The sequence below is a fragment of the Umezawaea sp. NPDC059074 genome, from assembly GCF_042738955.1.
Lineage (GTDB): Bacteria > Actinomycetota > Actinomycetes > Mycobacteriales > Pseudonocardiaceae > Umezawaea.
Map to the genome: position 1 here is coordinate 19521 of NZ_JBHYHC010000107.1, position 12576 is coordinate 32096.

9 protein-coding genes and 1 riboswitch are annotated in these 12576 nt (G+C 71.3%); of the genes, 7 read left to right on the forward strand and 2 right to left on the reverse strand.

From position 1 onward, the window contains the following. Positions 1 to 89 precede the first annotated feature (89 nt). On the forward strand, positions 90 to 482 hold the full coding sequence (locus tag ACFWW9_RS34170) for an L-rhamnose mutarotase (protein WP_390386295.1): 393 nt from the start codon (positions 90 to 92) through the stop codon (positions 480 to 482). Here ACFWW9_RS34170 and ACFWW9_RS34175 read toward each other — a convergent pair. Beyond that, positions 469 to 1842, reverse strand: a complete 1374-nt coding sequence (locus ACFWW9_RS34175) for an L-serine ammonia-lyase (protein WP_390386296.1) — start codon at positions 1840 to 1842, stop codon at positions 469 to 471. The two genes, ACFWW9_RS34170 and ACFWW9_RS34175, sit on opposite strands and share 14 nt — an antisense overlap. Next, a complete protein-coding gene (gcvH, locus tag ACFWW9_RS34180) occupies positions 1842 to 2222 on the reverse strand; it encodes a glycine cleavage system protein GcvH (protein WP_390386298.1) in 381 nt (126 codons plus the stop codon). Before gcvH ends, ACFWW9_RS34175 begins: the two co-directional genes overlap by 1 nt. A 154-nt stretch (positions 2223 to 2376) precedes the next feature. Further along, positions 2377 to 2469, reverse strand: a riboswitch (glycine riboswitch). 231 nt (positions 2470 to 2700) lie between these two features. On the opposite strand from gcvH, the gene ald reads away from it, so the two are divergent. The 6 genes from ald (at position 2701) to ACFWW9_RS34210 (ending at position 10858) form a co-directional block, all read left to right on the forward strand. Further along, complete coding sequence (ald, locus tag ACFWW9_RS34185) at positions 2701 to 3813, forward strand: alanine dehydrogenase (protein ID WP_390386299.1); 1113 nt, start codon at positions 2701 to 2703, stop codon at positions 3811 to 3813. A 390-nt stretch (positions 3814 to 4203) separates the two neighbouring features. Beyond that, positions 4204 to 4404, forward strand: coding sequence for a hypothetical protein (locus ACFWW9_RS34190; RefSeq protein WP_390386301.1), 201 nt, complete (start codon positions 4204 to 4206; stop codon positions 4402 to 4404). Between the two features lie 6 nt (positions 4405 to 4410). Next, the gene (locus ACFWW9_RS34195) at positions 4411 to 4908 is read left to right on the forward strand and encodes a hypothetical protein (RefSeq protein WP_390386302.1); all 498 of its coding nucleotides are present in this window, start codon (positions 4411 to 4413) and stop codon (positions 4906 to 4908) included. An 84-nt stretch (positions 4909 to 4992) separates the two neighbouring features. After that, positions 4993 to 6153 carry an ATP-binding cassette domain-containing protein gene (locus ACFWW9_RS34200; protein ID WP_390386303.1) on the forward strand — a complete coding sequence of 387 codons (1161 nt, stop codon included), beginning with the start codon at positions 4993 to 4995 and terminating at the stop codon, positions 6151 to 6153. Next, positions 6153 to 7028 carry a hypothetical protein gene (locus tag ACFWW9_RS34205; RefSeq protein WP_390386304.1) on the forward strand — a complete coding sequence of 292 codons (876 nt, stop codon included), beginning with the start codon at positions 6153 to 6155 and terminating at the stop codon, positions 7026 to 7028. Before ACFWW9_RS34200 ends, ACFWW9_RS34205 begins: the two co-directional genes overlap by 1 nt. A gap of 86 nt (positions 7029 to 7114) precedes the next feature. Next, on the forward strand, positions 7115 to 10858 hold the full coding sequence (locus tag ACFWW9_RS34210) for an ABC transporter ATP-binding protein (protein ID WP_390386305.1): 3744 nt from the start codon (positions 7115 to 7117) through the stop codon (positions 10856 to 10858). Positions 10859 to 12576: the final 1718 nt, after the last annotated feature.

Sequence of the window (12576 nt, forward strand, 5' to 3'; positions counted from 1 at the left end):
GGGCCCGACCCTACGCGGCGGCACGGAGAGCGCCGACACATCGGACGTCTGTACGCTCGCGGCGACGGTCCACGGACGAAGGAGCAGCGATGTCGGCTTCCGCACCACAACGGCACATCCGAGTCGTCGGAGTGCTGCCCGAGAAGCGCGAGGAGTACCTCCGCCTGCACGAGGTCGTGTGGCCCGACGTCGAAGCCCGCCTCACCGCCAGCGGCATCACGAACTACTCGATCTTCATCCTGGGCGACCGGCTCATCTCGTACTACGAGTACGTCGGCGACGACTACGAGGCGGACATGGCCCTCATCGCCGCGGACCCCGTCACGCAGGAGTGGTGGACCCTCACCGACCCGTGCCAGGTCCCCGTTCCGGAAGCGGGCGAGGGCGAGCTGTGGGCCGACGCCACCGTGGTGGCACCTCCGCTGACGCCGCACCCGCGCGTGGAGCGGGGCTCCACGCGCGGGGCGGTCAGCACTCGATGACGTTCACGGCCAGGCCGCCGCGCGCGGTCTCCTTGTACTTCACGGACATGTCCGCGCCGGTGTCGCTCATGGTCTTGATGACCTTGTCCAGCGACACGAAGTGCGAGCCGTCGCCGCGCAGCGCCATGCGGGCCGCGGTGATCGCCTTGATGGCGGCCAGCGCGTTGCGCTCGATGCACGGGATCTGGACGAGCCCGCCGATCGGGTCGCAGGTGAGGCCCAGGTTGTGCTCCATGGCGATCTCGGCGGCGTTCTCCACCTGTTCGGGCGTGCCGCCGAGCACCTCGGCGAGACCGCCGGCGGCCATCGAGCAGGCCGAGCCGACCTCGCCCTGGCAGCCGACCTCGGCGCCGGAGATGGACGCGTTCTCCTTGAACAGCACGCCGACCGCGCCCGCGGTGAGCAGGAAGCGGACCACGCCGTCGTCGGACGCGCCCGGCACGAACCGCGTGTAGTAGTGCAGGACCGCGGGCACGATGCCCGCCGCGCCGTTGGTCGGGGCCGTGACGACCCGGCCACCCGCGGCGTTCTCCTCGTTGACGGCCAGCGCGAACAGGGTCACCCAGTCCATGACGCGCAGCGGGTCGGTGGCGAAGTGCTCGCCCGCCAACGTCTTGCGCATCTCGGCGGCCCTGCGGCGCACCTTCAGCCCGCCGGGCAGGACGCCGTGCTCGGTGCAGCCGCGCTCGACGCACTCCTGCATCACGTGCCAGATCCGCAGGAGCCCTTCGCGGATCTCGGCCTCGCCGCGCCACGACTGCTCGTTCTCCAGCATCACCGAGCTGATCGACAGCCCGGTCTCCCTGGTGCGGGCCAACAGCTGGTCGCCGGTGAGGAACGGGTGCGCCAACGGGGTGTCGTCGGCCTTGATCTTGTCCGCGCCGCTGGCGTGCTCGTCCACCACGAACCCGCCGCCGACCGAGTAGTACACGGCGTGGTCCAGCGACTCGCCGCCGTCGGCGAACGCCTCGAAGCGCATCCCGTTGGGGTGCACGGGAAGCGACTTGCGGCGGTGCATGACGAGGTGCTTGTCGTGCACGAACGCGATCTCGTGCCCGCCGCCCAGCCGCAGCCGCCCGGTCCGCTTGATCTCCTCGAACCGCTCGTCGGCGGCCGCCGGGTCGACCTCCTCCGGCTTGCAGCCCTCGAGCCCGAGCAGCACGGCCTTGGGGCTGCCGTGGCCGTGGCCGGTCGCGCCGAGCGAGCCGAACAGCTCGGCGTTCACCCGCGTCACGCCGTCCAGCAGGCCGCGCGAGCGCAGCCGGTCGACGAACATCGACGCGGCGCGCATCGGGCCCACCGTGTGCGAGCTGGACGGCCCGATGCCGATGGAGAACAGGTCGAAGACGCTGATCGCCATTAGCTGCCCGTCAGTTCCGCGTACTTCGCGGCGGTGAGGAGGCCCTCGGCGTTCTCGACGCGCACCTTGAACAGCCACCCCGCCGCGTACGGGTCGGTGTTGACCAGGGCCGGGTCGTCGACGACGCCCTGGTTGACCTCCACGACCTCGCCGCTGACCGGCGCGTACAGGTCGCTGACCGACTTCGTCGACTCCAGCTCGCCGCAGACGTCGCCGGAGGTGACGGTCGTGCCCACCTCGGGGAGCTGCACGAAGACCAGGTCTCCGAGGGACTCGGCGGCGTAGGAGGTGATGCCGACCGTGACCGGCTCCTGCGTGCCCGGCTTCCAGTCGACCCACTCGTGTTCCGGGGTGTAGAGCAGGTGATCGGGGTACTCCACAGCGGCACTCCACGGGTCTGGGGGATCAGCGCGCGCCAAGCACGCCGACCTCGGTGTCGGTCCGACTCCCCCTCTGTCATGGGACCTGAGAGCTTCACCGCGCGAACGCGGCTTGCACCGTGGGTGCGCGCCTGGGCACGCTTTCCAGAGTCGCCTCGCCCGAGCGGTTCTCGTTGCCTGAGAGTGTGCGGGGTACTTGCTCCTTCGGCGCCCCGGCAGCTGCCGGGGTCTCTCCCGCTCGGGTTGCGGCGCCGCGAGGGCGCCTCGGCCGTTCTTCAGTTGGCGATCGAGCTGAAAGCTATGTGCCCACCGAACGGGTGTCAACGCGCGTACGACGGGCCTCACCCGGCGGCGTTGTGCCGGCAGGCCAAAGCGACCCCTATCGGGTAGTGCGGCGAGCACGATGACAGCGAACGGGGTATGCCGGACCTTTGAGGCAACAGCCCAGCTCCCGCCCCTCGTAGTCGAAGGAGTCACCGTGCGGATCGCCGTCCCCCGCGAGATCAAGAACCACGAGTACCGCGTCGCGTTGACCCCGGCCGGTGCGCACGAGCTGACCCGCCGCGGCCACGACGTGTTCGTCGAGGCCGGCGCGGGCCTCGGTTCCGCGATCACCGACGCCGAGTACGAGGCGGCGGGCGCGAAGGTGCTGGCCACGGCCGACGAGGTGTGGGACCAGGGCGAGCTGGTGCTCAAGGTCAAGGAGCCCATCGCGGCGGAGTACCACCGCCTGCGCGCCGGGCAGGTGCTGTTCACCTACCTGCACCTGGCCGCCGACCTGCCGCTGACCGAGGCCCTCATCGCGTCCGGCACCACGGCCATCGCGTACGAGACGGTGCAGACCGCGAACGGCGCCCTGCCGCTGCTGGCCCCGATGTCCGAGGTCGCGGGCCGCCTGGCCCCGCAGGTCGGCGCGTTCGCGCTGATGAAGCCGTCCGGCGGCCGGGGCGTGCTGCCCGGCGGCGTGCCCGGCGTGGCCCCCGCGCGCGTTGTCGTCATCGGCGGCGGCGTGGCGGGCGTGAACGCCGCGACCATCGCCGTCGGCATGGGCGCGGACGTGGAGATCCTCGACACGAACGTGGACCGGCTGCGGCAGATCGACGCCCAGTTCGGCGGCAAGCTCCGCACGGTGGCGTCGAACAGCTACGCGGTCGAGCAGGCCGTGCTGGAGGCCGACATGGTGATCGGCGCGGTCCTCGTGCCCGGCGCCAAGGCCCCCAAGCTGGTCAGCAACGAGCTGGTCTCGCGGATGAAGCCCGGCTCGGTGCTGGTCGACATCGCCATCGACCAGGGCGGCTGCTTCGCCGACTCCAGGCCCACGACCCACGCGGACCCGACGTTCCAGATCCACGAGTCGGTCTTCTACTGCGTCGCGAACATGCCCGGCGCCGTGCCGCGCACGTCGACCTACGCGCTCACCAACGTGACGCTGCCCTACGCGGTCGCGCTGGCCGACAAGGGCTGGCAGCCCGCCCTGCGCGCCGACAAGTCCCTCGCGCTCGGCCTCAACGTGCACGCGGGCAACCTCGTGAACCTGCCGGTGGCGGAAGCCCTCGACCTCCCGCACACCCCCCTCGACCAGGTCGTCTAGGCGACTGCGTGACAAACCGGGCAGCTACTTCGGTAGCTGCCCGGTTTGCGTTTGAGCAGGTGATCGCGGCCCGTGGCGATTCCGGGCGTGAAAAAGCGACCCGCTCAACCAGCCTGGGGGTCACTGGGAGCGGGCCGCCACGCACAAGCTTAGACAACAACCGGCCGCCGTGCCCAGTTGGCCCACCGATTCGAGACCTGAGACTTCGGGGTCGTGGACCACTGCCCGTGTTCGACCCTCAAACAAACGAGTGAATTACCCGAACACCAGTACTCCCCGGGGTCCCCACGACCGATGGACGTAGCAGGGGCCAGCATCGCTACGCAGCGGGTTCGACCGCTCTCACCCCGTTAACCCCGGAAGCCCGAGCACACTCCGTTAGGAGCGCACATGGCTGAACCACAGGGCTGGATCGACTGCCACGACCCCTTCGGCAGGGACCGCTCGATGACCGTTCTCGTCGAGGACGACCGAGTTCTGCTGGTCGCGCCCCCCGGAGAATCCGCTGTGATGTCCGCCACCCAGACCCGGCGGCTGCACCAGCTCCTCGACCAGGCCGCGGCGACCTCCGCCGCGCCCGAACAGGGGTGACGCGCGGTGGAAGAGGCACTGCGCAAGGCCGTCCTGCAACGGCTCGCGCTGCTCGACAAGGTCGCTGAGCAGGGCGAGGCGGAGTCGCTCGTGCCGCTCGCGCGGTCGGAGATCCACCGCCTCGCGGACGGCTGGCGACTGCTGCTGACCGTGCACCAGCCGGACGAGGACAGCCGGTGCCGCGCGTGTCCCGGCTGGCTGCGCCGCAGGCGGTGGCCGTGCCAGATCTGGACGATGGCGCACCAGCACCTGATCGGCGAGGGGGTAGCGCACCGCGACCGCCGCAAGCCGTTGCGCAATCCGTTCACTCGAACGGGGCTGGACCCGGTCGCGGCCGAGCCCGCGTTCCCGACGACCGAGTACGACGACCTCGACCTCGACGAGATCCCGCCGGAGACCTCCGCGGAGCGCACCACCGAACTCCCGGTCGTGCCCGCCGCCGTCGAAGCCGGTGTGCACCGCGCCCCCGTCGTGAGCAGGCCGCGCCACGCGCTGCCGGATTGACCGGATCGCCCGGACCCGGCGTTCCCTCTAGGGCAGGATGACCCCCGAGCGGGGCCACGACACCCGCACATCGGGAGGGAACGCGTGCACGACGGCAGTGGGCGCATCGTGGTGCAAGGCCTGACCAAGCAGTTCGGTCCGGTCACCGCGGTGCAGAACCTGAGCTTCACGGTCGAACCGGGGTCGGTCACCGGGTTCCTCGGCCCGAACGGTGCGGGCAAGACGACGACGCTGCGGATGCTGCTCGGCCTCGTCACGCCCACCGCGGGCACGAGCTTCATCAACGGGCGGCCGTTCCACCAGCTCGGCAACCCCGCGCGGGTGGTCGGCGCGGTGCTGGAGGCGCAGGGGTTCCACCCCAAGCGCACCGCCCGCAACCACCTGCGGGTGTACGCGGCCGCCATCGGCGTGCCCGACCAGGCCGCGGACCACGTGCTGGACCTCGTCGGCCTCGGCGCGGCGGGCGACCGCAAGGCGGGCGGCTTCTCGCTGGGCATGAAGCAGCGGCTCGCGCTGGCGACGGCGCTGCTGGGCGACCCGCAGGTGCTGGTCCTCGACGAGCCGTCGAACGGCCTGGACCCCGAGGGCATCGCGTGGCTCCGGACGTTCCTCCAGGCCTACGCCCGCCAGGGCCGCACGGTGCTGATCTCCAGCCACCTGCTGGCCGAGGTCGAGCAGACGGTCGACCAGGTGGTGATCGTCAGCCGCGGCCAGACCATGTACTACGGCAGCCTCGACCAGCTCCGCGGGTCGCAGCGCAGCCGGGTGCTGGTGCAGCCGTCGGACGCGAGCGCGCTCGTGGCCGCGTTGCAGGCGGAGGGCGTGACCGGGATCGAGCAGGTGCCGGACGGCAGGCTCGCGATCAGCGGCATGGACGCCAAGCAGGTCGCGGACGCCGCGCTGAAGGCCGGGGTGTCGGTGTACGGCATCCAGGAGGAGCGGGTCGACCTGGAGCAGCTGTTCTTCCAGCTCACCAACGGCCAGTACACGGCGGCGGGCCCGAACCCGTTCGCCGGGCAGCAGCCCGGACCGCAGCAGAGCGGCTACTACGCGCCGCCGCAGACCGGCCAGTTCCCGCAGTCCGGGCCGTTCCCGCAGCAGGGCTACCCGCCCCAGCAGTACGCGCCGGGCCAGTACCCGCCCGCGCAGCTCCCCCCGCAGGACTACCAGCAGTACCAGCAACAGCAGCAACCCCCGCCGGGCTACCAGCAGCCGGGTCAGGGCGGGTACGGAGGCGGCAACTGATGTTGACGAACCTGGTCAAGGCCGAGTTCCGCAAGACCACGTCGACCGGCCTGTGGTGGGGGATCATGATCCCCACGGTGCTGATCGCGCTCGGCTGGGCGCTCGGCACCGGGGCCATCGGCAAGAGCCTCATGGACGTGCTGAACGGCTCCGACACCCGCGACCTCGCCGAGGTGCTGGGCATCGACTCGTCGCAGTGGCAGGTCTCGCTGTTCGGGATGGCCCGCAGCATCAACGTCGCCACGGTGTTCCCGATGATCTTCGGCGGCCTGGCGATCTCCAGCGAGATCAGCCGCCGGACGATCACCACCACGTTCCTCACCGCGCCGAACCGGGTCTCCGCGCTGACCGCGAAGCTGCTCGTCTACCTGGCGTGGGGCGCGATCTTCGGCGTCGCCATCGTCGCGTCGGTCAGCATCGGCATCGTGTTCACCTCGGACTCGTCGGCGCTGCCGGACGCCACCGGGTGGGTCGCGATGGCGGGCGTCGGCATCCTGTCGTCGATCCTGATGACCATGTTCGGCGTCGGCATCGGCGCCCTCATGACCAGCCCGATCGCGACGACCATCGTGCTGATCCTGTACATGCTCATCCTGGAGAACGGCATCCAGCTCGTGCTGGCGGCGCAGGGCGTGCCGTCGATCATCGGGTTCCTGCCGAACGGCTCCGTCAACGGCCTCACGGGCTCCGTCGCGGCCAGCCTGTTCCTGTCCACGGCGGGCGTGGTACCGGACGAACTGGCCCAGGTCATCCGCGGCATCGCGGGCGCGCTCGGCGCGTTCGACTGGTGGCTGAGCGGCCTGATCTTCCTGGTGTGGACGGCGATCTTCTTCCTGGGCGGCTGGGCGGCCACGCAGAAGAAGGACATCACCTGATCGAGTTACACTTTTTGTCCCTTCCGGGCCCGTGACGAAGCCGTCACGGGCCCGGTTTTGTCGGTGGGCGGTCCTACTGTGAAGTGGTGACTACCTCCGTCCCCGACACATCGGGCTGGATCCGCAAGCTGGCTCGGGCCTGCTGGCGGCACCGGTCGTTGGTGCTGCTGTCCCTGGTCGCCTCCGTGCTGGGCGTCGGGTTGCAGGCCGCCGGGCCGCTGCTGGTGAAGCTGGCCGTGGACGACGCGGTGATCGGGCGGACCGAGCGGCTGGCGCTGCTGGTGGCGGTGCTGATCGGGATGGAGCTGCTGACGTTCGGCACGGCGTTCCTGCGGCGGTACCTGGGCGGGCGGTTGGCGCTGGACGTGCAGCACGACCTTCGGCAGGGCGTGTTCGGCGCGGTGCAGCGCCTCGACGGGGCGAAGCAGGACGTGCTGCGGACCGGGCAGGTGGTGTCGCGGTCGATCACCGACCTCCAGCTCGTGCAGAGCCTGCTGTCGATGGTGCCGCTGACCGTGGGCACGATCGTGTTCGCGGCGGCCGCGCTGGTGGCGATGCTGTGGCTGTCGCCGCTGCTCACGATCATCGCGTTGATCATCGTGCCCGCGGTCGGGTGGATCGCGGCGCGCAGCAGGCTGGTGCTGTTCCCGGCCACGTGGTCGGCGCAGCAGCGGGCGGCCGACCTGGCGCAGCACGTCGAGGAGACCGTGACCGGCGTGCGCGTGGTGAAGGGCTTCGGGCAGGAGGCGCGGGAGGTCGCGCGGCTGGAGGGGCAGGCGCGGTCGCTGTTCGCCGAACGCATGCGGGCGGCCCGGCTGACCGCGCGACCGGCGGCGACGCTCACGGCGCTGCCCGCCGTGGGGCAGGTGGCGGTGCTCGCGCTCGGCGGGTGGATGGCGATGAACGGTCAGGTCAGCCTCGGCACGTTCCTCGCGTTCGCGACGTACGTGGCGAACCTGGTGGGGCCGACGCGGCTGATCTCCGGGCTGGTGGTGAACGCCCAGCTGGCGCGCGCGGGCGTGGAGCGGGTGTACGAGCTGATCGACTCGCAGCCGGACGTGGTCGACAAGCCGGACGCGGTGGCCGTGCCGGACGGGCCGGTCGGGATCTCGCTGACCGGCGTGACGTTCGGGTACACGCGCAGCGAGCCGGTGCTGTCGGACGTGACGCTGGAGGTGCGGCCGGGCGAGACGGTGGCGCTGGTCGGCACGGCGGGGTCCGGCAAGTCGACGGTGTCGTTGCTGCTGCCGCGGTTCTACGACGTGCACGAGGGGTCGATCGAGGTCGGCGGGGTGGACGTGCGCGACCTGCGGCTGTCGTCGCTGCGCGGGGCGGTCGGAGTGGTCTTCGAGGAGGCGTTCCTGTTCTCCGACACCCTGCGGGCGAACATCGCGTACGGGCGGCCGGACGCGACGGACGAGCAGGTGGTCGCGGCGGCGCGGGCCGCGGAGGCGCACGAGTTCGTGCTGGCGCTGCCGTCCGGGTACGACACCGTGGTCGGCGAGCGCGGGCTGACGCTGTCCGGTGGGCAACGGCAGCGGGTGGCGCTGGCGCGGGCGCTGCTGACCGACCCGCGGGTGCTCGTGATGGACGACGCGACGTCGGCCGTGGACACGGCGACGGAGTCCGCGATCCACCGGACGCTCGCGGCCGTGACCGCGCAGCGGACGACGTTGCTGATCGCGCACCGCCGGTCGTCGCTGGCGCTGGCGGACCGGATCGCCGTGCTGGACCGGGGGCGGGTCGTCGACGTGGGGACGCGGGCCGAACTGGACGAGCGGTGCGCGTTGTTCCGCGAACTGCTGGCCGGGCCGACGGACGCGATCGAGCAGGCGGCCCCGCGGGCCGACGCGTTGCTGGAACAGGGGCCGGACGGCACGACGCCGTCGTTGTGGCCGGTGATCGACCCGACGGACCTGTCGCTGCTGGCGTCGGAGAACCGGACGGTCAAGCCGACCGCCCAGGCAGGCCGGGGCGCGTCGACGGCGGCGTTGGCCGGTGGTCTGCCCGCGACCCCGGAACTGCTGGCGCAGGTGAAGGCGCTGCCACCCGCCGTGGAGCGGCCGAAGCTGGCGGGTGAGGACCCGGCGGCGCCGGATCCGGGCTTCCGGCTGCGGAGCCTGCTGCGGCCCGCGCGGTGGGCGATGGCGGCGGTGGGGCTGCTGATCCTGGTCGACGCGGGGTTGGCCATCGGTCTGCCGACGCTGGTCAGGTACGGCATCGACCACGGTGTCGTCGAGGCGTCGACCACGGCGCTGTGGACCGTGTCGGCCCTCGGGCTCGTGCTGGTCGGGCTCAACTGGATCAGCACGGCGTGGAACACCGTGTTGACCTCGCGGGTCGGCGAGCGGCTGCTGTACGTGCTGCGGATCCGCAGCTACGCGCACCTCCAGCGGCTGGGGCTGGACTACTACGAGCGCGAGATGGCGGGTCGGATCATGACCCGGATGACGACGGACGTGGACGCGCTGTCCACGTTCCTGCAAACGGGGCTGACCACGGCGGTGATCAGCGTGCTGACCGTGGGCGGCATCGCCGTCGCGCTGGCGTTGACCGACTGGGCGCTCGCGCTGGTGGCGTTGACCGTGCTGCCGGTGCTGGCCGTGGCGACGTTCTACTTCCAGCGGCTGTCGTCGAAGGCGTACACCGAGGCGCGCGAGCGGGTCAGCGTCGTGAACGCGGACCTCCAGGAGAACGTGTCCGGGCTGCGGGTGTCGCAGGCGTACACGCGGGAGGGCCGGTCGGCGAAGGCGTTCGCCGAGCGCAGCGACGCGTACCGCGTGTCCCGGCTGCGGGCGCAGCGGTACATCGCGACGTACTTCCCGTTCGTGTCGATGCTGTCCGGGGTGGCGCAGGCGGCCGTGCTGGCGGTCGGCGCGTACCGGGTCGCGGCGGGCACGTTGACGCCCGGCGTGCTGCTCGCGTTCCTGCTGTACCTGGGCCTGTTCTTCGCGCCGGTGATGCAGCTGTCCGGCGTGTTCGACGGCTACCAGCAGGCCAGGGTGGGCCTCAGCCGGATCGGCGACCTGCTCGCGACCCCGAGCACCGTGCCCCCGGCCGCCGACCCGGTGACCGTGGTGTCGCTGCGGGGCGAGGTCGAGCTGCGGGACGTGACGTTCCACTACCAGGGCACCGACGAACCGGCGCTGGACCACGTGTCCCTGCACGTGGCGGCGGGCGAGACGGTGGCGTTGGTCGGCGCGACGGGTGCGGGCAAGTCGACCCTGGTGAAGCTGATCGCCCGCTTCTACGACGCCACCTCCGGCACGGTGCTGGTGGACGGGGTAGACGTCCGCTCCTACGACCTGCCGTCGTTCCGCCAGCGCTTGGGCGTGGTGCCGCAGGAGGCACATCTGTTCGGCGGAGACGTGGCCGACAACGTCCGCTACGGCAGACCGACGGCCACGGACGCCGAGGTCGAGGCAGCCGTCCGCGCCGTCGGCGCACTGCCGGTGGTGGCATCCCTGCCCTCCGCGTTCCACCAGCAGGTGGGCGAACGCGGCCAGGGCTTGTCCTCCGGCCAACGCCAGCTGGTCGCCTTGGCCCGCGCCGAACTCGTATCCCCAGACCTCCTCCTCCTGGACGAGGCCACCGCCGCCCTGGACCCGTCGACCGAGGCAGCCGTCCTGGCGGCCAGCGACCACCTAGCGGGCAAGCGCACGACTTTCGTGGTCGCCCACCGCTTGGCGACGGCGGCCAGAGCCGACCGAATCGTGGTCCTGGCAGCAGGCCGAATCGCAGAACAGGGCACCCACGCTGAACTACTGGAGGCAGACGGCACGTATGCCAGTTTGTGGCGCTTCGGCCAACCGGACGACCAAGCCGCCTGACCAACCCAGGAGACCACCCAGTGGAGCACCCCCTTCCCCCAGCAGGGACCTCCACACCCCACACCCACCCCGACAACCAGCCACCCCAAAGCCCGCACAACAGCCACCCACCCGTGGCATCACTTCGCCACCACTCAGCCACGGCATCGGCACACCACCACCGACCCACTGCCCGCCCCCGCACCACCCGCCCCAGCACCGCAACTGCCCGCCCTGACACCGACAGGCCTGGCACCAAACCCATTGCCGCCCGGCCGGGCACCCCAGGCCCCCTCACCACCCGCCTTAGCGCCGCCCGCGCCGCTGCCACCCGCCGTGACACCGACCGGCGAGGCACCACACCCCTCGCCGCACGGCCGGGCACCACACGCACCCTCACCACCAGACCTGGCGCTACCCGCACCGCAGCCACCCGCAGTGGCACCGACTGCCCCCGCACTACACCCCTTACCGCCCGGCCGAGCGCCCCACGCTCACTCACCACCCGCCCTGCCACTGCCCGCGCCGCTGCTGCCCGCCGTGGCACTGCCCGGCCCGGCACCACACGCACCCTCACCACCAGGCCTGGCACTACCCGCGCCGCCGCCTGCGGTGGCACCGACTGCCCCCGCACCACACACCTTGCCGCCCGGCCGAGCGCCCCACGCTCACTCACCACCCTCCCTGCCACTGCCCGCGCCGCTGCTGCCCGTCGTGGCGCTGATCGGCCCGGCACCACACGCACCCTCGCCACCGGGCCTGGCACTACCCGCGCCGCAGCCGCCCGCGGTGGCACTGCCCGGCCTGGCACCACACCTCTTACTCCCCGGCTGGGCACCACACGCCCTCTCACCACCCGCCTTGGCACTGCTGCCCGTGGCGGCACCGACTGCCCTCGCACCGCACCCCTTGCCGCCCGGCCGGGCACCACACGCTCGCTCACCACCCACCTTGGTGTTGCCCGCGCCGCTTCTGCCCGTGGTGGCACTGTCCGGCCTGACGCCACACCCCTCGCCGCCCGGCCAAGCGCCCGCACAACCCCTCACCACCAGGCCCGGCACTGTCCGCCGTGGTGGCGTGTGGCGGGCTGTCGCGGTGTCGGCTTTTCGTGGTTGGTCGTGGCACCGGTGGTTCATTTGTCGAGCGGCTTTTCCAGCCGTTCCAAGAAATGTCGTACCCCCGTCGTAGTGTGTGCGTCGGGGGGTCCCACTCATCGGGGGACACCTGCTTCGCGCTGGTCAGAGCCGGTGTCGCCTCCCCGCTCGCCCCCAGCGCCCCGCCCGAACCAGTCGCCCCCAAGCCCCACCTCCCCGGCCTTTCGCGGCGATTCGCACCAGTCGACTCCACCGAACGGTGTCGATGTCGACAGGCGTTCTTCCCCCACCCGTCGAGTGGGTTTCCACTCGATCGGGTACACACGAACGGGGGGGTCTGGTCGTCCGGATCACGAGCGGATGACGCCCTCAGCACAAGCCCTGCCGTCGGTGCCCCGGCGACGGTGGAGGTGTTCACGCATGGGAACCGCGTCCCGGCAGATGAGGAGGTTTCGCGTGGGGTCGGTCCAGGTCGACAGCGATGTCACATCAAGGAATGCTCAAGTACCTGCAACACGAGCGGGGTCGTGATCGATCCTGTGACTGAGCCCTCCTCACCTGGCGCATCCTCCGTATGAAGTGGCATACGCGGGGGACTAACCTGGCAGGGAGTTATGTCGACACCAAGAGCGAGATGGATAGAGG

What these genes read in the sequence shown, in the direction of transcription:
- ACFWW9_RS34170 (WP_390386295.1), top strand. Translation starts at nt 90, where the DNA reads ATGTCGGCTTCCGCACCACAACGGCACATCCGAGTCGTCGGAGTGCTG.
- ACFWW9_RS34175 (WP_390386296.1), bottom strand. Translation starts at nt 1,842, where the DNA reads ATGGCGATCAGCGTCTTCGACCTGTTCTCCATCGGCATCGGGCCGTCC.
- ACFWW9_RS34190 (WP_390386301.1), top strand. Translation starts at nt 4,204, where the DNA reads ATGGCTGAACCACAGGGCTGGATCGACTGCCACGACCCCTTCGGCAGG.
- ACFWW9_RS34205 (WP_390386304.1), top strand. Translation starts at nt 6,153, where the DNA reads ATGTTGACGAACCTGGTCAAGGCCGAGTTCCGCAAGACCACGTCGACC.